The sequence below is a fragment of the Actibacterium ureilyticum genome (assembly GCF_002285435.1).
GTDB lineage: Bacteria > Pseudomonadota > Alphaproteobacteria > Rhodobacterales > Rhodobacteraceae > Actibacterium_C > Actibacterium_C ureilyticum.
The window spans coordinates 164,142-182,307 of record NZ_NSBT01000026.1; the positions used below are offsets into that span (position 1 = coordinate 164,142).

An 18,166-nucleotide genomic window follows, 5' to 3' on the forward strand; every position below is an offset into this window, starting at 1 on the left:
CACCCGTATCGCAAGGGGCGCGCCGATGGTTGAGGGCGCGCTGAAACGCCGGATCGGCTTGCCGCTGCTCACCGCCTATGGCGTCGGCGTCATGGTGGGGGCGGGCATCTATGTGCTGGTGGGCGCCGTGGTGGCGCAGGCCGGGATATGGGCGCCGCTGGCCTTTGTCATCGCGGGGCTGATCGCGGCGCCGTCCGCGCTGTCCTATGCCGAGCTGTCGACCCGCATCCCCGAAGCCGCGGGCGAGGCGGCATATGTCGAAAAGGGCCTGCGCTCGCACCTCCTGTCGGTGCTGGTGGGGCTGGGCATCGTGGTGGCGGGTACGATTTCGGCCGCCGCCGTGCTGCGCGGCGGATCGGGATATCTGGTGTCGGTGGTCGATCTGCCGTTTGATGCGGTGGTGATCGCGCTGGGGCTGGCACTGACATGTGTCGCGGCCATCGGCGTGCTGGAAAGCCTGGGCCTGGCGGCGCTCTTTACGGCGGTCGAGCTGATCGGGCTGGTCCTGGTGGTCTGGGCCGGGGCAGGGGCCGATCCGGTGGCCGACTGGCACATGCCCGCGCCGCCGGTCTGGTCGGGCATCGGTCTGGCGGCGGTGCTGGCGTTTTTCGCCTTCATCGGGTTCGAGGACATCGTCAACATGGCCGAAGAGGTCGCCGACCCCGAACGCACGCTGCCGCGCGCGATCCTGATTTCGCTGGTCGTGACATCGCTGATCTATGCCGGGGTCAGCCTGGCAGCGGTGCGGGCCGTCCCGCGCGAGGCGCTGGCCGCCAGCGAACGCCCGCTGGCGCTGGTCTGGGAAACCGCGACCGGGCGCGATGCGGCGCTTTTGTCGCTGATCGCGGTGGCGGCGGCGCTGAACGGGGTGCTGGCGCAGATCGTGATGGCGGCGCGGGTGCTGTTCGGGCTGGGCAAGCGCGAGCCGCGACTGGCGCTATTTCACAAGGCCCACCCGCGGCTGGGAACACCGGTTCTGGCTACGCTTCTGCTGGGGGCGGCGGTGATCGTGGCGGCGCTCAGCCTGCCGGTGGCGGCGCTGGCGGGGCTGACATCAACAGTGTTGCTTTCGGTCTTCATTCTGGTGAACCTGTCGCTGATCGTTCTGAAACGGCGCGCGCCCGCCGCCCCGTTCCGGGTGCCGCTCTGGGTGCCCTATGCCGGGGTGCTGGCATCGGCGGGGGCGCTGGCGGTTTCGCTTGGGGGGACATCATGAGCCTGTCGCTGATCCTGGCCTGTCTTTGGGTGTTGGCCGCCGTCATCACGGCGATGCTGCCGATGCGGCTGCAATACCCGCCGGGGATCACGCTGCTGATCCTGGCGCCGGTTCTGATCGGCTATATCTGGGTCGAGAACGGCGCGGTCTTCGCGCTGCTGGCCTGTGCGGGGTTCGTGTCGATGTTCCGGCGGCCGCTGACCTATTTCCTGAAACGGCTGCTGCAGCGCAGAGGAGAGCTGGGCAAATGAATCTGTCACTGATACTGGCCTGCGGCTGGGGCATTGCCGCGAACCTGCTGGCGATGATCCCCAGCCGCGACAACCATTGGAGCCGGGCCTATCTGCTGATCGCGGTGGGCATTCCCATCGTGGGCTATGTCACGTTTCAGAACGGACCGGTCTGGGGCTTGCTGGTGCTGGCGGCGGGGGCATCGGTCCTGCGCTGGCCGGTGCGGTACCTGTGGCGCTGGGTCAGCCGGATGCTGCCGCGCGGACGGGCCTGAGCGCTTGGGTGGTTTCACCGAAATCCTGGTCTATGCCGGTTGGGCGGCGTCGCCGATGATCGCCTATCAGGGGCTGATGCACGGGCTGCGCCGGGCGCTGGGGGATTTCCTGCTGATCTTTGCGCTTTATGCCGGGGGGGTGACCATCACCATTCTGGCGCTGCGGGCCGAACTGGCGCGGGGCGGGCTTTCGGCGATCAGCCCGGCGGCGGTCCTGATCGCGCTGGTCGGCACCACGATCCTGTCGCTGGGGCTGTTCTGGCTGGGCTGGACGACCGACAAGGAACAGGACTGAGCCCAGGGCAGCGCCGCGCCGCAAACCGCCGGAAACGGGCTGACAAATTCTTGCATGGCCTTTTCCCTTCGGATTGGTGCATCCTGCGGCCATCTTTGGGATCAGAAAATACGGGAGGAGAGATTCTGATGCGGAAACTGCTTGGTCAGGCGGCGATTGCCGCCATTGCCGTGTCCTTTGCAACCGAGGCGCTGGCGACCGAATGGAACGTGTCCCTGTGGGGCAAGCGCCGTGCGTTCACCGAACATGTCGAGAAGCTGGCCGAGCTGGTCAGCGAAAAGACCGGCGGCGCATTCACCATGAATATTTCCTATGGTGGGCTGTCCAACAACAAGGAAAACCTGGACGGGATTTCCATCGGCGCGTTCGAGATGGCACAGTTCTGCGCCGGTTATCACCGCGACAAGAACCCGTCGATCACCGTGCTGGAGCTGCCCTTCCTGGGGGTCAGCACGCTGGAACAGGAACGCGCCATCAGCGAGGCTGTCTATGCCCACCCCGCCGTCCAGAAGGACCTGGCGCGGTGGAACGCCACGCTGCTGATGCCGACCCCGCTGCCGCAATACAATTTCGTCGGCGTGGGTGACGTTCCCGCGACGCTGGCCGATTTCAACGGCATGAGCGTGCGCGCCACCGGCGGGATCGGCGATGCGATGGCCGCCATCGGCGCCGTGCCCACATCGATGTCCGCGACCGAGGTGCGCCAGGCGCTGGACAGCGGCGTGGTCAAGGCCGTCAGCTTCGCGCCGCATGCGCATATGTCCTTTGGCACCATCGAAACCGGCCAGTGGTGGACCACCAACCTGAACCCCGGCACGGTGAACTGCCCGGTGGTGGTGAATACCGACGCGCTGAACAGCCTGGACGAGGCCGAACGCGCGGCGCTCATGGGCTCGTTGGAAGAGGCGATGGATTACTACATCGATTTCTACAACGAAAAGACCATGGCCGCCTGGGGCCCGGCACTGGACGAGCGCGGGATCGAACAGGTGACATTCTCGGATGACGAGGTTGCAGCGTTCAAGGATGCCGCCGCCGCACCGGCCGCCGCCGCCTGGATCGAAGAGATGTCCGGCCGCGGCCTGCCCGCGCAAGAGCTTTACGATCTGGTCACCGGCATGCTCGCGGATCAAAGCTGACCGCGACAGGACCCTTCACGCCCCGCACCGCCCAGGCGATGCGGGGCGTTTTCATGTAGTCGAAACATAAAGGGGGACGGGCATGGCAACGGCATCCCTGGTGCTGACCGATGACAGCACCCTCAGCAAGGTCGACCGCGCGCTTCTGGCGCTGGAATCGCGGCTGGCGCTGCTCAGCGGTCTGGCGGTCTTCGCCCTGATGGTTCTGGCCGTGATCTCGGTCGGGGGGCGGAATTTCTTTAACCAGCCCCTGCCGGGCTATGTCGACTGGATCGAACAGGCGATGCCGCTGATCGCGTTCATGGGCATTGCCTATGTCCAGCGCGAGGGCGGGCATATCCGCATGGACATCGTGGTGGGCCAGCTGCGCGGGCGGCCGCTTTACGTGGTCGAGCTGATCACGACATTGGCGATGCTGTTGCTGATGGTCCTGATGGTCTGGGGCAGCTGGGCGCATTTCCAGCGCAGTTTCGATTTCGCCGCCCCGATGTGGAGCCGCGACAGCTCGATGGATATCGCGCTGCCGATCTGGCCCGCGAAACTGTTGGCGCCGGCGGCGTTTGCGGTGCTGTGCCTGCGGCTTTGCCTGCAGGCCTGGGCCTATGTCCGGGCCATCGTGACGGGCCACGCCGTGGCCGTGCCGCTGATCGCAGATGCGGCGCAGCAGGCCGCGATGGAAGCCGACCAGCTGACAGACGGGGATTGACGCGATGGAACCCATTGAAATCGGTTTGTGGGTCACCGGCGGGCTGCTGGTGCTGGTGGTGCTGGGCATGCGCGTGGCCTTTGCCGCGGGTCTGGCGGGCATGGTCGGGCTGATCTGGATCTTCTGGGCCAAGAAGCAATACGGGCTGGACGATTTCGGCTGGGCGCTGGGCGTGGCGGTCAAGACCGCCGGTCAGGTGCCGCATTCCAAGGTCTCGTCCCAGGCGCTGTCGCTGATCCCGACCTTCATCCTGATCGGCTATCTGGCCTATCACGCGGGTCTGACCAAGGCCCTGTTCGAGGCCGCAAAGCGCTGGCTGGCCTGGGTGCCGGGCGGGCTGGCGGTGTCGACCGTCTTTGCCACGGCGGGGTTTGCGGCGGTGTCGGGGGCGTCGGTCGCAACCTCGGCCGTCTTTGCCCGCATCGCCATTCCCGAGATGCTGGCCATCGGCTATGACAAGCGGTTCGCGGCGGGCGTCGTGGCGGCGGGCGGGACGCTGGCCAGCCTGATCCCGCCCTCGGCCATTCTGGTGATCTATGCCATCATCGTGGAACAGGATGTGGGGATGCTGCTGTTGGCGGGGTTCATCCCGGGCGCGTTCTCGGCCGTGATCTATGGCTTGCTGATCGTGGGCATGGCGCTGACGATCAAGGGCTTCGGCCCGCCGGTCAGCGGCTTTACCTGGCGCCAGCGGTTCGCGGCGCTGCCGCCCGCTCTGCCGATCCTGTTCGTGGTCGTGACGATCATCTTCTTCGTCTACAACCCCTTTGGCGGTGACGCCTGGGGCACCCCGACCGAAGGCGGGGCGATTGGCGCCTTTGTCGTGTTCCTGATGGCGGTCTGGCAGGGGATGCGCTGGCCGCAGCTGCGCGATGCGCTGATGGAAACGGCCAAGCTGTCGGTGATGATCTTCTCGATCATCTGGGGCGTGCTGATCTATGTGCGCTTCCTGGGCTTTGCCGACCTGCCGGGCGCCTTTGCCGACTGGATCACCGGGCTGCACTATTCGCCGATGCTGATTTTGGTGTGCATCCTGCTGGCCTATGCGGTGCTGGGCATGTTCATGGACGCCATCGGCATGCTGCTGCTGACGCTGCCGGTGGTCTATCCCGCCGTCATGGCCCTGAACGGGGGCGAGGCGGTCGCGGCGGCCGACAGCACCTTTGGCATGTCGGGGCCGATGTGCGCGATCTGGTTCGGCATCCTGGTGGTGAAGATGGCCGAGTTCTGCCTGATCACGCCGCCCATCGGGCTGAACTGCTTCGTGGTGGCGGGGGTGCGCGACGACCTGACGGTGCAGGACGTGTTCCGGGGCGTCACGCCGTTCTTTGTGGCCGATGCGATCACCATCGCGTTGCTGGTGGCGTTCCCGTGGATCGTGCTGTGGCTGCCCAGCCTGGCCTGACCGCGCCGGGATTGCCCCGGCGCATCCACACCCCATATAGAAACCAACCCCGGCCATCCCGGCCGGGGCGCGCGGTGACGCCCGCGCCGGTTTCCTGTATCATGGACCCCATATGACCGGACCTGTTCCCATCCTGCGCCCCTATGGCGATCCGCTGGCGGCGTTTCTGGCGTCGACCGACCCCGCGCCGGTGCTGGCGGTGATCTCGGACGTGGTCGGCCCGTCCTATCGCCCGCTGGGCGCGATGATGACGGTGCTGAGCGAGACCGAACATGTGGGCACGTTGTCCTCGGGCTGTGTGGAAAGCGATATCGCGCTGAACGCGCTGAAGGCCCGCGAAAGCGGACAGGCGATGCGCGTGCGCTATGGCGACGGGTCGCCCTTCATGGATATTCAACTGCCCTGTGGCGGCGGGTTGGAGATCCTGTTGCTGCCCAACCCCGACCGTGACGTGCTGCGCCAATTGGCGAAGCTGCGCCGGGACCGGGTGGAAACCGGGTTGTCCATCGACCTGAACACCGGGGCGATGCGGCTGGCGCCCTGCGCGCGCACCGAACGCGACGCGGACCGGTTGCAGATCCGCTTTGCGCCCGCGCTGCAATTTTCGCTGTTCGGCAAGGGGCCGGAATGCGTGACATTCGCCCGACTGGCGGCGGCGGCGGGCTATACCTGTCACGTGGCATCGCCCGATGGTGAAACGCTGGACCAATGCGCGGCCTCGGGCTGTCGTGTGACGCAGACCACCACCCCCGGCGTGCCGGAGGATATGCAAATCGACGACCGCACCGCGGTTTTGCTGTTCTTCCACGACCACGATTGGGAGCCGCCGATCCTGCAACAGCTGGCCCAACACGACGCGCTTTATATCGGGGCACAGGGCAGCCAGCGCGCCAGCGAGACCCGCAAGATGGCGTTGCAGGCCGCAGGTGTGCCGATGGATTTCATCGACAGCCTGCACGGCCCCATCGGGCTGATCCCGTCGACCCGCGATCCGGTCACCCTGTCGGTGTCGGTCTTTGCCGAGATCCTGGCGCTGGCCGGGGGGGCGGCGACCTGATCGTTCAGACGACCGGGGCGCTGCGGGCCTGTGCCGGGGTCATGCCGGTCCAGTCATGGAACGCGCGATAGAACGAATTCGGATCCTGATAGGCCAGAAGATAGCTGGTCTCCTCGGCGCTCAGCTTCTGGTCCCGCAGATAGGTGATGGCCAGTGCCGCGCGCGTGTCGTCCATTATCGCCTGAAACGTCGTGCCCTCATCCTTCAGCCGGCGCTGCAAGGTGCGTTTGCTGAACCCCAGATGCGCGGCGATATGATCCGATGACACCGCGCCCGACGGCAGCAGATCGGTCAGCGCCCGCCGCACCCGGTTGGAAAGCGGCGTGTCCGCCGCGCCCGCGTTCAGCCGCGACAGCAGCTCGGCCTCGACCAGTTTGTAGAAGTCTGTATCGGCCGACACCAGCGGGCGGCGCGCATCCACCATGTCGAAGCTCAGCCGCACCCCCGTACCCTGGCGGATCGGCCCGCGCACATAGTCGCGATAGGCCGGCGTGACATAGGACAGATCCGGCAGCTCGACCGCCCGTGGCACGATCTGATGGGCGGTGAAGGTGCGCGCGCAGTCCAGGAAATAGACGATTTCCATCGCTGCCAGCAGCCGGGGAATGCGGTGGCCCCCTTCGATCCCGAAGCGGACGGTAAAGCTGTCCTCGGTCTCGGCAAAGGTCAGCCGGACCGGCACCAGCAGCGGCTTGAACACCGCCAGCCGTTGCAGCCCGGTGTGAATGTCGGGGCTGGCCGAAAACGCCAGCAGCGCCGATTGGAACGGCCCGCAGGCCGACCCCTGGCCCAGGATCAGCGGCAGCTCGGGGTCGGCGCATTCCTGGGCAAAGGCCTCGATCACCGACAGGAACCCGTGGACATCGACGCCGCGCTCTTCGTTGTCCAGGTAATCCGACGGCAGGCGGCAGCGTTCCAGGATACGGGCGTGCGAGATCTGCAGCTGGTTGCAGGTCATGCGGATATTGGCGGCGATCTTGTAAAGCCGGGTCTGGGTCATGGGGCCTCTCCTGTTCAGCGCGATTTTGGCCGGGGGGCGGGTCGGTGTATACTGCAACCCCCGGGCTGGCGCGACCTGTTATAGATTTGGCGCGCATCGCAAGTTTTCAAATCCCCGGGGGCCTCTAGATTATGTGACGGGCCCAGATCGCAGCCCGAGGCGCTTTCAACACGCACGCCCAAAAAATCAGGGAGATCATTTCATGACGCGCGAACTCAAATTGAACGGCAAGACCGTGACGGTCGATGCCCCCGACGGCACGCCCCTGCTGTGGGTGATCCGGGACGAGCTGAAGCTGACCGGCACCAAGTTCGGCTGCGGTGTGGCGGCCTGCGGGGCCTGCACCGTGCATGTCGACGGCCAGCCCACGCGGTCCTGCCAGACCTATGTCGAGGATCTGGAAGGGGCCGAGGTGACCACGATCGAGGCCGTGGGGGCCGACCCGATCGGCGCCGCCGTGCAACAGGCCTGGACCGAGCTGGACGTGGTGCAATGCGGCTATTGCCAGTCGGGACAGATCATGTCGGCGGTGGGGCTTCTGTCGGAAAATCCCAAGCCCACGGCGGATGATATCGACAGCTATATGTGGGGCAATGCCTGCCGCTGCGCCACCTATCAACGCATTCGGGCCGGCGTTCAGCGCGCGGCCGAGATCCTGGAGGGCTGAGCCATGACTATCGAAACCACACGCCGCGGCTTTCTGGCCTCTGCCGGGGCCGCGATCACGGTTCTGGCCATTGGCGCGGACCCGCGGGGCGCGCTGGCCAAGACGGCGATGACGGGCGGCAATTTCACCCCCTTTGTCACCATCGACCAGGACGGCACGGTCACCGCCATCGCCAAGCATTTCGAGGGCGGCCAGGGCGCTGCGACCGGGCTTGCGGCGCTGATCGCCGAAGAGCTGAACATGCGGCTTCAGGACATTCAGGTGGCGTTCGCCCCATCCGATCCCGAACGCTATAACAACCTGTTTTTCGGGGCGTTTCAGGGCACGGGCGGATCGACCGCCATCGCCAATTCCTATGTCCAGTACCGCACCGCAGGCGCCGCCGCGCGGCAGATGTTGCTGACCGCCGCCGCCGCCGAATGGGGCGTGGATGCGGGCGCGCTTACGTTGAAAGACGGCCAGATCACCGGCGCGGGCCACAGCGCGGGGATCGGCACCTTTGTCGAAGCCGCCGCCGCGCTGGACGTGCCGGCGGAACCGGCGCTGAAGGATCCCGCCGATTTCACCGTCATCGGGCAAGAGATCCGCGCCCGCCGCGACACCGCCGACAAGATCGACGGCAGCGGCAAGTTCGCGATGGATGTGCATCTGGACAACCAGATGGTCGCCGCCATCGCGCGCAGCCCGCGTTTTGGTGGGGTGGTCGCGTCCTTTGACGACAGCGCCGCCCGCGACGTGCCGGGCTTCATCATGGCGCAGACCCTGCCGAACAAGGCCGGTGTGGTGGCCTTTGCCGAAACCACCTGGGCGGCGTTCCAGGCGCGGGATGCGCTGGTGGTCGACTGGGACGACAGCAATGCCGAAACCCGCAGCTCGGACCAGATCCGCGACGAGCTGATCGCCGCAGTGAACGACGCCCCGCAATTCACCGCGACCGACATGGACGCGGCAGCGGTCGATACGCTGTTGCAGGGGGCCGCGCAGGTGGTCGAGCAGACATTCTATCTGCCGCTGCTGGCGCATTCCCCGATGGAGCCGCTGACCGCTACGGTCGAGCCCACCGCCGATGGCGGGGTGATCGTGCATGACGGCGCGCAGTTCCCGACCGCCGACACGATGGTGATGAACCAGGTGCTGGAAATCCCGGTCGAGAAAATCCAGGTCAACACGCTCTATGCCGGGGGGTTCTTCGGCCGCCGGGCCACGCCCAATTCCGACTATCTGGTCGAGCTGGCGCTGGCCTTTGCGGTGACCGACCGGACCCGGCCGGTCAAGCTGGTCTGGTCGCGCGAGGATGACGTGACCGGCGGCTATTACCGCCCGGCCTTTGCCCACAAGATACGCGCGGGGCTGGACGGGGATGGCAACATCATCGCCTGGGATCATCGCGTGTCGGGACAGTCGATCTTCAAGGGCACGGCCTTTGAGCAGATGATCGTGCATGACGGGGTCGATCACGGCTCGGTCGAGGGGATCGCCGATGGCGCCTATGCCGTTCCGGGGATGCATGTGGGCCTGACCGATGCGAAACCGGCCACCAGCGTGAACTGGTGGCGGTCGGTGGGGCACAGCCATACCGGCTATGTGATGGAGGTGATGATGGATGCCTGCGCCGATGCGGCGGGGGCCGATCCGGTCGATTACCGTCTGCGCTATCTGTCCGGTGACAGCGCCGATGCCAAGCGGATGGCGGCGACGATCCGGCTGGCGGCGGAACAGGCGGGCTGGGGCAGCGACCTGCCCGCGGGCCGGTCGCGCGGGATCGCGGCGCATAAATCCTTCAACAGCTATTGCGCGCAGGTCTGCGAGATCTCGACCGATGCCGATGGCGTGGTGCAGATCGAGAAGTTCACCGCCGCCATCGATTGCGGGGTCGCGGTGACGCCCGATGTGGTCCGCGCCCAGATCGAGGGCGGGATCGGCTATGGCGTGGGCCATGTGATGCGCGATGCGATCACGTTGCAGGACGGGGCGGTCGCGCAGTCGAACTTCCCCGATTACGAGCCGCTGCGGATCTCGGACATCAAGGCGATCGACGTGCATATCGTGCCCTCGGCCGAAGCGCCGACCGGCGTGGGCGAACCCGGCACCCCGCCGGCGGGACCGGCGCTGGCCAATGCGATTGCCCGTTCCGGCGGGCCGCGCATCACGATGCTGCCGATGGTGGGCGCGGTCGCCTTCGCCTGAGCCGCCGCGCGCGCGCCGCTGCCCTAGCCGGCCAGGGCGGCGCGCCGTTCGGCCCGGACCGTGGCGGCGGTGTCGCGCACCAGATCGGCCACCTGTTCCAGCCCCTGTGCCAGGGGGCTGGACTTGCGCCACACCATACCAACGCTGCGGGTGGGGCGGGGGGCGTCGAACCGCGCGACCGATACCGTGGCCGACCGGGTTTCGATGGGCACCGCCATTTCCGGGATCAGGGTGATGCCGATACCGGCGCTGACCATCTGCACCAGCGTCGACAAGGAACTGCCATCCATCAGCTCGCGCGGGGCGGTCGCGCTGAGATCGCAGAAGGACAGCGCCTGGTCGCGGAAACAATGGCCCTCTTCCAGCAGCAACAGGCGCATCTCGCGCAGCTTGTCGCGGTTGGGCACGGGCATGTCGGCATCCGCCGCGGGGCGCACCAGCACGAAATCCTCCTGGAACAGCGCAACCTCGGTCAGGCCGGGTTCCGAAACCGGCAGCGCCAGGATCGCGGTGTCCAGCCGCCCCTCGGACAGCTCTTGCAGCAGCTTGGTGGTGACGGTCTCGCGCACGCGGATGTCCAGCGCGGGGTAGTCCCGGCTGAGCCGCCCGATCAGCCGGGGCAGCAGATAGGGCGCGATGGTGGGAATCACCCCGATCCGCAGACGCCCGGCCAGCGGGTCGCGGGTGGTGCGGGCCAGCTCGCCCAGCTCGTCGACCTCGCGCAGGATCTTGCGCGCGCGCTCGGCGAATTCCTCGCCGAAGCCGGTCAGGCGGATCTGTCGCGCGCTGCGGTCAAACAGCGCGGTGCCGACCGATTCCTCCAACTCCTTGATCTGCATCGACAATGCGGGTTGCGAAATGGCGCAGATATCGGCGGCCTGGCCGAAATGGCGCATCCGGGCCAGCGCATCGAAATAGCGCAGCTGTTTCAGGGTCAGGTTGTTCATAAGGTGAACTTATGAAAACCATCAGAAAATGCAACTTAAACTAATGTCACCGCTTTGCTAATTTAACCGCATAGGCGTTGAGGAGGCGCCGTTTCGACACTCACGGAACATATTCCCCCGTGCGCCCGGGTAACCGGGCGCCGGGACCGCAGCTTTCGACTATAACGCAGCCACGATTGGAGACCCCCATGGACGGAAACAATATCGGCAAGTGCCCGGTGATGCATGGCGCAAACACCGCCAACAACAGCTCGGTGATGGATTGGTGGCCGAACGCGCTGAAGCTGGACATCCTGCATCAGCACGACACCAAGACCGACCCGATGGGCGCCGAATTCAGCTATCGCGACGCGGTCAAGACGCTGGATTTCGACGCGCTGAAAAAGGACATGCACGCCCTGATGACCGACAGCCAGGACTGGTGGCCGGCCGACTGGGGGCATTATGGCGGCCTGATGATCCGGATGGCGTGGCATTCGGCGGGGTCCTATCGTCTGGCCGATGGCCGTGGCGGCGGCGGCACCGGCAACCAGCGCTTCGCGCCGCTGAACTCGTGGCCCGATAACGTCAGCCTGGACAAGGCGCGCCGCCTGTTGTGGCCGCTGAAGAAGAAATACGGCAACAAGGTCAGCTGGGCCGACCTGATGATCCTGGCCGGTACGGTGGCCTATGAATCGATGGGGCTGAAAAGCTTTGGCTTCGCCTATGGCCGCCCCGATATCTGGCAACCCGAGATCGACACCTATTGGGGCGCGGAAAAGGAATGGCTGGCCCCCAGCGATGGCCGTTATGAGAATGTCGAGGATCCCTCGACCATGGAAAACCCGCTGGCCGCCGTGCAGATGGGTCTGATCTATGTGAACCCCGAGGGGGTGAACGGCCAGCCCGACCCGCTGAAATCGGCCGCCCATGTGCGCGAGACCTTTGCCCGGATGGCGATGAACGACGAGGAAACCGTGGCGCTGACCGCCGGTGGCCACACTGTCGGCAAGACCCACGGCAATGGCGATGCCGCCGTTCTGGGTGCCGATCCCGAATCCGCAGGGGTCGAGGAACAGGGCTTCGGCTGGTCCAACCCCAACATGAACGGCAAGGCGGCGAATGCCGTGACCTCGGGCATCGAAGGCGCCTGGACGAGCGAGCCGACCAAGTTCGACATGGGCTTCTTCGACATGCTGTTCGGCCATGAGTGGGAATTGCGCAAGTCGCCCGCCGGTGCCTGGCAGTGGGAGCCGGTGGACATCAAGGAAGAGGACAAGCCGGTGGATGCCACCGACCCCTCGATCCGGCACAACCCGATCATGACCGACGCCGACATGGCGATGAAGATGGACCCGATCTATAACGAGATCTGCCGCAAATTCATGGCCGATCCGGAATATTTCAAGGACACCTTCGCCCGCGCCTGGTTCAAGCTGACCCACCGCGACATGGGGCCCAAGGTGCGCTATATCGGCCCCGATGCCCCGGCCGAGGACCTGATCTGGCAGGATCCGATCCCGGCGGGGTCGACAGGTTACGATGTGGACGCGGTCAAGGGCAAGATCGCTGCAAGCGGCCTGAGCCTGTCGGACATGGTGTCGACCGCTTGGGACAGCGCCCGGACCTATCGCGGGTCGGACATGCGGGGCGGTGCCAATGGCGCGCGCATCCGTCTGGCGCCGCAGAAGGACTGGGAAGGCAACGAGCCCGAGCGTCTGGCGCGCGTGCTGTCGGTGCTGGAACCCATCGCGGCCGAAACCGGTGCCAGCGTGGCCGATGTGATCGTGCTGGCGGGCAATCTGGGCGTGGAACAAGCGGCCAAGGCGGCCGGGTTCGACGTGACCGTGCCCTTCGCGCCGGGCCGTGGCGATGCCACGGACGAGATGACCGATGCCGAAAGCTTCGAACCGCTGGAGCCGCTGGCCGATGGGTTCCGCAACTGGCTGAAGAAGGACTATGTCGTCAGCCCTGAAGAGCTGATGCTGGATCGGGCGCAGCTGATGGGCCTGACCGCGAACGAGATGACCGTTCTGGTTGGCGGCATGCGGGCGATGGGCACCAATTACGGCGGCACGGCGCATGGCGTCTTCTCTGACCGGGCCGGTGCGCTGACCCCGGATTTCTTCGTCAACCTGACCGACATGGCCTATAAATGGACCCCGGTCGGCGACGGCACCTATGAAATCCAGGACCGCAAGACCGGCGCGACCAAGTGGACGGCGACGCGGATGGATCTGGTCTTTGGCTCGAACGCGATCCTGCGCGCCTATGCCGAGGTCTATGCCCAGGACGACAATGCCGAGAAATTCGTCAAGGATTTCGTGGCGGCCTGGGTCAAGGTCATGAACGCCGACCGCTTCGATCTGGAAGCGTAACACCACAGACCCCCGCGCCTTTGTCCAAGGCGGCGCGGGGGATCTGGAACGCCGGTCTCGTCCATTGTGGCGGGGCCGGCGTTTTCATGTCCGGCGCATGAAAAAAGCCCGGGCGCGTGGCCCGGGCAAGTGTGGCAGTGGCAGGGAGTGTGGTGTGCGTTACGCGTCGTCCGATCCGCGCGGCATCGCCCAGGCCGCCAGCGCGCCCAGTGCGATGGCGCAGGCGCCCGCGGCGATCGGGTGTTTCTCGATCGTGGCGATGGCCGATTTCGACGCATCGACGGTTGCCGCGCGGCCCTGACGCAGGGCGTCGTCGGCCCCCTCGCGCAGGTCGCGCAGCTGGGTTTCCAGATCGTCGGACAGGGCGGCGACCTTCTTCGCGGCCTCGTCCTGCAATGCCTTGCTTTTGGCCTTGGCCTGCGCCTTGCCGGATTTGGCTTTCTTGGCGGTGGCCTCGCCCACGGCGGTCAGGCACTCTTCGGCCTGGGCGCGCAGCGCGGTCAGCCGTTCCAGGCTTTCGTCACGCGACAGCGCGGCGGTGCCGTTGGCGCCCTTGCGGCGGTTCATCGCGAACCAGGCCAGGCCCGCACCGGCCAGCGTCGTCAGCAGGGCAGGGTGATTGCGAGCCGTGCGCGCGGCGGTCACCGCGCCGGTCTGGGCCGCGCTGATGGCGGTCTGGGCCAGCTTGTCGCTGCCCAGCCGTTCGCTCAGCCGTCCCAGCGTGGCCGCCAGGGCGGCGCGTTCGCGGGCGATCAGGTCTTCCAGATGTTGTGTGTCAGCCAGTTGTGTCATGTCGTGTCATCTCCTTCAGCAGGCTTGCGTCCCGTCGCAGGTTGCGCATCGCCTTTTCGGGTTTCAGGTGTTTCAGCTTCAGCCCCGCCAGCCCACGCCAGATCAGAAGCGCCGCCAGCAGAAGTGCGCCGCCGGTGACGGCCAGCGCCGCCTGGCCGGGGGTCAGGCCCTGATCCTGCAGCGCCAGAACCGCCGCGGCTGCGGCCGTGTCCAGCGCCGTCAGCACCAGCAGCACGCCCACCACGATCAGCACCAACGCGATCATCATGCCGCGTAGGCCGGTGGCGATCTCGGCGCGTGCCAGCGATGCCTCGCCCATCAGCAGGGCGCGCAGGTGCCGCGCCATCGTGGCGGTCAGACCCGCCAGCGAGGGGTCGGCGTTGCGGCTCACACCGCACCGCCGATCCGGGCGTCGTCGGGGCCGGGCTTGGCCTCGGTTTCGGACAGGGCCACGGGAATCTCGGCCAGCGCCGCCAGAAGATCGTCGCGCATTGCGGCCATGTCCTGATCGAACGCCGCCTCGCGCAGTCCGCGGGCCAGACGCTTGCCCGGTCGCAGGACCCGCGGGCCGATTTTACCATACCGTCTGTTCATCGGATCACTCCGCCCATTGCCGCCGGTTAAGCTCGTGCCGAACGGGGGCCGGCGAACAGCCAGGCGATGAATCCGATCAGCGGCAGGAAGATCACCACAAGCGACCAGATCACCTTTGTGCCGGTCGAAGCGGGCGAGTTGATGATCGAAACAAGCGCCCAGATATCCAGCGCAAACAGCAGAAGGCCACCAAGGCCGGTCAGTTCAAACATCGTCATCTCCATTTCGTGTCGTCCTCGTCAGTCTCTGCCCCCTCAACGCGCGGATCGGCGCGACGGTTCCCGCAAGAGGTGCAGGATTTTTTTGGGAACCCATCGGGGAAAGGCTGCGTTGTGTCAGCATCGAGGGCGGATTGCCGCCGGTTCAAAGCAGGAGATCAAAATGCTTGGTTGGGCTGTTACTTTTCTTGTCATCGCGCTGATTGCAGCGGTGCTTGGCTTCGGTGGTATCGCCGGTGCCTCAGCCGGGATCGCAAAGATCCTTTTCTTTATTTTCGTGGTGCTGTTCGTGGTGGCGATGATCGCCCGGGCGGTCCGGGGCCAACCCCCGGTTTAACGACCGCGACATGGATTTGACGCAGCCCCGCGGGGGTGCGCAGACCCCTTGCCGATAAGCCCGGTGCGCCCTTGGCCGCCGGGCTTTCGCATGCCCGGATCCCGGGGTGGCAGCCCGGTGGCGCGGCAAAATTTTTGCAGAAAATTCCGGAACGAAATCCGCCGGGCGGGCGTTTCATTTTCAATCGCGCAACAGCGCACAACACTTCAGGAAAGGATAGAAAATGCATAAGTTTTTGCTTTCGACTGCCCTGGTCGGCATGACCGCAACTGCCGCGTCGGCCGAGACCATGACCGGCATGTTCCACGACACCGCCGACCCGTCGGCACAGTTCCACGCGTCGGAATTCATCGGCCAGCGCGTCTATCGCCTGGACGAGGTGCAGGGCACCGATTCCGAGGGCGTTCAGGCCGACTGGGACGATATCGGCGAGATCAACGATATCATCATCGCCCGCGACGGTTCGGTCGACGCCATTCTGGTGGATATCGGCGGTTTCCTGGGCATTGGCGAGAAACAGGTCGCCGTTGACATGGGCGCGCTGGAATTCGTTTCCGACAGCTCGACCGAGGACAACCCGAACGACTATTTCCTGGTGATGTCGGCCCCGTCGGCCGCGCTGGAAGAGGCCCCGGTCTATGACATGGGCATGGACAACATGCAGGATGATGCCCGCATGACGACCGAGACCGAGACCGAGGAAATGGCCGGTGTCCAGTCCGAGCAGGTCCCCGCCAACACGCCCGAGGACGTGACCGCCGAAATGCTGACCGGCGCCCCGATCTATGACGCCAACGAGAAGCACGTGGGCGAGGTGTCCGAGCTGATCCTGGGCAGCGAAGGCCAGATTCAGGCCGCGATCGTCGACGTGGGCGGTTTCCTGGGGATCGGTGAAAAGCCGGTCGAGCTGGGTATCGACCAGCTGGAGATCGCGCATACCGGCGAAGACAACACGCTGACCGCGCATACCTCGCTGACCAAGGCGCAACTGGAAGAGATGCCCGAATACGAAGGGTAACTTATCCGCCACGCGACATATCGGGCCCGCCATTCCGGCGGGCCCTTTTTCGTGGGTCAGTAATCGACGCTGTCGGCGACGGTCGTGGCCTCTTGCGGAAAGACGATCTCGACCCGCAGGCCCGGTTGGTTGCGGGTGGTGGTCTGGCCGTCGATCTGGCTGGTGAAGGCCGCGATCAGCCGGCTGCCCATGTTTTCGGCCGCGCCCTCGGACGGCAGGCCCGGACCGTCATCCTGCACGATCAGCCGCAGCTGCCCCGCGCCATCATCGGCCAGCGTCAGCTCCAGCCGCCCGCTGTCCCGATCCGCGAAGGCGTGCTTATAGGCGTTCGACAGCAATTCGTTCACCAGCAACCCCACCTGCAACGCGCGATCCGCCGACAGATCGACCGGCGCGATATCCAGCGCCAGCGTGATATGATCGCCATAGGCCGCCGATACGTTCTGTGCCAGCCCGCCCAGATAGGGGCGCATCGCCACCCGTTCGCGCATGTCGGACGAATAGATCTCTTGATGGACCGCGACCATGGCCGACACCCGGCCAAGCAGCGCGGTCTTCACGTCGTCGGGCGTCTTGCTCAGGCGCACCAGCGAAATCACGGTCTGAAGGTTGTTCTTCACCCTGTGATGGATTTCCTTCATCAGGTAATCGCTGTGCTCCTGCGCCTCGATCAGGGCCAGTTCGCGCCGCTCGTCGCGGTCCTGCAGGCGCCACAGCCGCACCAGCAACAGCCCAAGCCCCACCAGCAGCGGCACCAGCAGCACCAGCATCCGGCGGAGTTGCTGGTGCAGCGGCGCAAACAGCGTGTTCCGGCTGAGCCCGGCGATGGCCACGACCGGGAATTCGTTCAGCTTGTAATAGCCGACGATCCGTTCCACCCCGTCGATGGGCGACACCCCCGCATAGGTCCCGCTGGGCGCGTCGGCCAGCCGGTCGAACACTTTCGAGCTTGAGACATCCATCGCCGGGGCCGGTGGGCTGCGCGACAGCAGCGCGCCGTTTTCGTGCAGCAGGGTCAGGATCGCGCCATCGCCAACGCTCAGCGTCTCGGCGAAAACCTCCATCTGGCGGACCGGAATGGCGATGGTGCCCGCGCCCGCGAATTGCCCGTCCACGTCGATGCGGCGGGCCAGGATGAACACCTGTTCGCCGGTCAGCCGTTCGGTCACGATCTGCGAGATCACGGTTTCCTGCCCGGAACTCAGCGCTGCGAAATAGGCGCGGTCCGGCACCTGGATCCGGGTGGGATCGGGCACGCTGGTCAGGATCAGTTCCCCCGCCGCGTCATACAGCGAATATTGCAGCTCGGCGGGCAGATCGCCCACCGCTTCGGCGATGTCCTGCGGCTCGGGGCGGGTGGCGTCGACGCTGGTTGCGGCGGCCTCGATCCGGCGCAGGGCCTGGGACGCGGCATGCAGCACCCAGGAATATTGCGTGGCCAGGATATGCGCCGTCTGCTGGGCGCGCATCTCGGCCTGTTCGCGGGTGGCGCTGTATTGCTGGCGCGTGATCGCGGCGGCCATGATCAGTACCGCCAGGGCCAGCGCGGCAATCGCTATGCGGGTCAGCAGATGGGTGCGGCGCAGGCCTGAAGCGGCGGCGCTGGCTTGTCGGTCCTGGGGCAAGTCGGCCGGTTCCTGTCAAAGGCGCCACATGTCGGGTCGCGCCGAATGGCTTAGCGGCAACCGCGTGTTTAGGGAAGCGGAACTTTACCGGGAAACCTGCG

The 18,166-nt window shown here is 66.0% G+C and carries 20 protein-coding genes; 13 read left to right on the forward strand and 7 right to left on the reverse strand.

Going from position 1 to position 18,166, the window contains the following annotated elements; translation table 11 throughout:
- Positions 1-25 precede the first annotated feature (25 nt).
- The 8 genes from CLM60_RS09385 (at position 26) to CLM60_RS09420 (ending at position 6,323) form a co-directional block, all read left to right on the forward strand.
- On the forward strand, positions 26-1,216 hold the full coding sequence (locus tag CLM60_RS09385) for an APC family permease (protein WP_095588902.1): 1,191 nt from the start codon (positions 26-28) through the stop codon (positions 1,214-1,216).
- Complete coding sequence (locus CLM60_RS09390; protein ID WP_176473840.1) at positions 1,213-1,467, forward strand: DUF2484 family protein; 255 nt, start codon at positions 1,213-1,215, stop codon at positions 1,465-1,467. Before CLM60_RS09385 ends, CLM60_RS09390 begins: the two co-directional genes overlap by 4 nt.
- Positions 1,464-1,721 carry a DUF2484 family protein gene (locus CLM60_RS09395; protein WP_095588903.1) on the forward strand — a complete coding sequence of 86 codons (258 nt, stop codon included), beginning with the start codon at positions 1,464-1,466 and terminating at the stop codon, positions 1,719-1,721. The genes CLM60_RS09390 and CLM60_RS09395 overlap by 4 nt, the downstream gene beginning before the upstream one ends.
- 4 nt (positions 1,722-1,725) lie before the next feature.
- Positions 1,726-2,016, forward strand: a complete 291-nt coding sequence (locus tag CLM60_RS09400) for a hypothetical protein (RefSeq protein ID WP_095588904.1) — start codon at positions 1,726-1,728, stop codon at positions 2,014-2,016.
- Between the two features lie 128 nt (positions 2,017-2,144).
- A complete protein-coding gene (locus CLM60_RS09405) occupies positions 2,145-3,155 on the forward strand; it encodes a C4-dicarboxylate TRAP transporter substrate-binding protein (protein WP_095588905.1) in 1,011 nt (336 codons plus the stop codon).
- Positions 3,156-3,237: 82 nt separating this feature from the next.
- Positions 3,238-3,861: a TRAP transporter small permease subunit gene (locus CLM60_RS09410; RefSeq protein WP_095588906.1), complete on the forward strand. Its 624-nt coding sequence runs from the start codon at positions 3,238-3,240 to the stop codon at positions 3,859-3,861.
- Between the two features lie 4 nt (positions 3,862-3,865).
- Positions 3,866-5,266, forward strand: a complete 1,401-nt coding sequence (locus tag CLM60_RS09415; protein ID WP_095588907.1) for a TRAP transporter large permease — start codon at positions 3,866-3,868, stop codon at positions 5,264-5,266.
- Between the two features lie 112 nt (positions 5,267-5,378).
- Positions 5,379-6,323, forward strand: a complete 945-nt coding sequence (locus CLM60_RS09420; protein ID WP_095588908.1) for an XdhC family protein — start codon at positions 5,379-5,381, stop codon at positions 6,321-6,323.
- A gap of 4 nt (positions 6,324-6,327) precedes the next feature.
- On the opposite strand, the gene CLM60_RS09425 is transcribed toward CLM60_RS09420, so the two are convergent.
- Positions 6,328-7,323, reverse strand: a complete 996-nt coding sequence (locus CLM60_RS09425) for a helix-turn-helix domain-containing protein (protein ID WP_095588909.1) — start codon at positions 7,321-7,323, stop codon at positions 6,328-6,330.
- A gap of 202 nt (positions 7,324-7,525) precedes the next feature.
- Here CLM60_RS09425 and CLM60_RS09430 point away from each other — a divergent pair, with 202 nt between their 5' ends.
- Both CLM60_RS09430 and CLM60_RS09435 read left to right on the forward strand, forming a co-directional pair.
- Positions 7,526-7,990, forward strand: a complete 465-nt coding sequence (locus CLM60_RS09430; RefSeq protein ID WP_095588910.1) for a (2Fe-2S)-binding protein — start codon at positions 7,526-7,528, stop codon at positions 7,988-7,990.
- A gap of 3 nt (positions 7,991-7,993) precedes the next feature.
- Entirely contained in the window at positions 7,994-10,177 is a 2,184-nt protein-coding gene (locus CLM60_RS09435; protein WP_095588911.1) for a xanthine dehydrogenase family protein molybdopterin-binding subunit, read from the forward strand.
- 23 nt (positions 10,178-10,200) lie between these two features.
- Here CLM60_RS09435 and CLM60_RS09440 read toward each other — a convergent pair whose 3' ends face one another.
- Positions 10,201-11,124 carry a LysR substrate-binding domain-containing protein gene (locus CLM60_RS09440; RefSeq protein WP_095588912.1) on the reverse strand — a complete coding sequence of 308 codons (924 nt, stop codon included), beginning with the start codon at positions 11,122-11,124 and terminating at the stop codon, positions 10,201-10,203.
- A gap of 188 nt (positions 11,125-11,312) precedes the next feature.
- Between CLM60_RS09440 and katG the strand changes: the two genes are divergently transcribed.
- On the forward strand, positions 11,313-13,481 hold the full coding sequence (gene katG / locus CLM60_RS09445) for a catalase/peroxidase HPI (protein WP_095588913.1): 2,169 nt from the start codon (positions 11,313-11,315) through the stop codon (positions 13,479-13,481).
- Positions 13,482-13,640: 159 nt separating this feature from the next.
- Here the strand turns inward: katG and CLM60_RS09450 are convergent, their stop codons facing one another.
- The 4 genes from CLM60_RS09450 to CLM60_RS09465 are packed head-to-tail and all read right to left on the reverse strand — an operon-like array spanning position 13,641 to position 15,079.
- Positions 13,641-14,273, reverse strand: a complete 633-nt coding sequence (locus CLM60_RS09450) for a hypothetical protein (protein ID WP_095588914.1) — start codon at positions 14,271-14,273, stop codon at positions 13,641-13,643.
- Positions 14,257-14,664, reverse strand: a complete 408-nt coding sequence (locus CLM60_RS09455; RefSeq protein ID WP_095588915.1) for a phage holin family protein — start codon at positions 14,662-14,664, stop codon at positions 14,257-14,259. The genes CLM60_RS09450 and CLM60_RS09455 overlap by 17 nt, the downstream gene beginning before the upstream one ends.
- Positions 14,661-14,867 carry a hypothetical protein gene (locus CLM60_RS09460; RefSeq protein WP_095588916.1) on the reverse strand — a complete coding sequence of 69 codons (207 nt, stop codon included), beginning with the start codon at positions 14,865-14,867 and terminating at the stop codon, positions 14,661-14,663. Before CLM60_RS09460 ends, CLM60_RS09455 begins: the two co-directional genes overlap by 4 nt.
- A gap of 26 nt (positions 14,868-14,893) precedes the next feature.
- Complete coding sequence (locus tag CLM60_RS09465) at positions 14,894-15,079, reverse strand: PLD nuclease N-terminal domain-containing protein (RefSeq protein WP_425427220.1); 186 nt, start codon at positions 15,077-15,079, stop codon at positions 14,894-14,896.
- 169 nt (positions 15,080-15,248) lie between these two features.
- On the opposite strand from CLM60_RS09465, the gene CLM60_RS09470 reads away from it, so the two are divergent.
- The gene (locus CLM60_RS09470; protein WP_036560148.1) at positions 15,249-15,422 is read left to right on the forward strand and encodes a DUF1328 domain-containing protein; all 174 of its coding nucleotides are present in this window, start codon (positions 15,249-15,251) and stop codon (positions 15,420-15,422) included.
- A gap of 223 nt (positions 15,423-15,645) precedes the next feature.
- Positions 15,646-16,440 (forward strand): PRC-barrel domain-containing protein, encoded by a 795-nt coding sequence (locus tag CLM60_RS09475; protein ID WP_095588918.1) that lies wholly within the window; start codon positions 15,646-15,648, stop codon positions 16,438-16,440.
- Positions 16,441-16,496: 56 nt separating this feature from the next.
- Here the strand turns inward: CLM60_RS09475 and CLM60_RS09480 are convergent, their stop codons facing one another.
- The gene (locus CLM60_RS09480) at positions 16,497-18,065 is read right to left on the reverse strand and encodes a sensor histidine kinase (RefSeq protein ID WP_095588919.1); all 1,569 of its coding nucleotides are present in this window, start codon (positions 18,063-18,065) and stop codon (positions 16,497-16,499) included.
- Between the last annotated feature and the right edge of the window lie 101 nt (positions 18,066-18,166).

What these genes read in the sequence shown, in the direction of transcription:
- CLM60_RS09415 (WP_095588907.1), top strand. Translation starts at nt 3,866, where the DNA reads ATGGAACCCATTGAAATCGGTTTGTGGGTCACCGGCGGGCTGCTGGTG.
- CLM60_RS09425 (WP_095588909.1), bottom strand. Translation starts at nt 7,323, where the DNA reads ATGACCCAGACCCGGCTTTACAAGATCGCCGCCAATATCCGCATGACC.
- CLM60_RS09440 (WP_095588912.1), bottom strand. Translation starts at nt 11,124, where the DNA reads ATGAACAACCTGACCCTGAAACAGCTGCGCTATTTCGATGCGCTGGCC.
- CLM60_RS09390 (WP_176473840.1), top strand. Translation starts at nt 1,213, where the DNA reads ATGAGCCTGTCGCTGATCCTGGCCTGTCTTTGGGTGTTGGCCGCCGTC.
- CLM60_RS09410 (WP_095588906.1), top strand. Translation starts at nt 3,238, where the DNA reads ATGGCAACGGCATCCCTGGTGCTGACCGATGACAGCACCCTCAGCAAG.
- CLM60_RS09465 (WP_425427220.1), bottom strand. Translation starts at nt 15,079, where the DNA reads ATGTTTGAACTGACCGGCCTTGGTGGCCTTCTGCTGTTTGCGCTGGAT.
- CLM60_RS09430 (WP_095588910.1), top strand. Translation starts at nt 7,526, where the DNA reads ATGACGCGCGAACTCAAATTGAACGGCAAGACCGTGACGGTCGATGCC.
- CLM60_RS09385 (WP_095588902.1), top strand. Translation starts at nt 26, where the DNA reads ATGGTTGAGGGCGCGCTGAAACGCCGGATCGGCTTGCCGCTGCTCACC.
- CLM60_RS09395 (WP_095588903.1), top strand. Translation starts at nt 1,464, where the DNA reads ATGAATCTGTCACTGATACTGGCCTGCGGCTGGGGCATTGCCGCGAAC.
- CLM60_RS09460 (WP_095588916.1), bottom strand. Translation starts at nt 14,867, where the DNA reads ATGAACAGACGGTATGGTAAAATCGGCCCGCGGGTCCTGCGACCGGGC.
- katG (WP_095588913.1), top strand. Translation starts at nt 11,313, where the DNA reads ATGGACGGAAACAATATCGGCAAGTGCCCGGTGATGCATGGCGCAAAC.
- CLM60_RS09470 (WP_036560148.1), top strand. Translation starts at nt 15,249, where the DNA reads ATGCTTGGTTGGGCTGTTACTTTTCTTGTCATCGCGCTGATTGCAGCG.
- CLM60_RS09450 (WP_095588914.1), bottom strand. Translation starts at nt 14,273, where the DNA reads ATGACACAACTGGCTGACACACAACATCTGGAAGACCTGATCGCCCGC.
- CLM60_RS09420 (WP_095588908.1), top strand. Translation starts at nt 5,379, where the DNA reads ATGACCGGACCTGTTCCCATCCTGCGCCCCTATGGCGATCCGCTGGCG.
- CLM60_RS09435 (WP_095588911.1), top strand. Translation starts at nt 7,994, where the DNA reads ATGACTATCGAAACCACACGCCGCGGCTTTCTGGCCTCTGCCGGGGCC.
- CLM60_RS09475 (WP_095588918.1), top strand. Translation starts at nt 15,646, where the DNA reads ATGCATAAGTTTTTGCTTTCGACTGCCCTGGTCGGCATGACCGCAACT.
- CLM60_RS09405 (WP_095588905.1), top strand. Translation starts at nt 2,145, where the DNA reads ATGCGGAAACTGCTTGGTCAGGCGGCGATTGCCGCCATTGCCGTGTCC.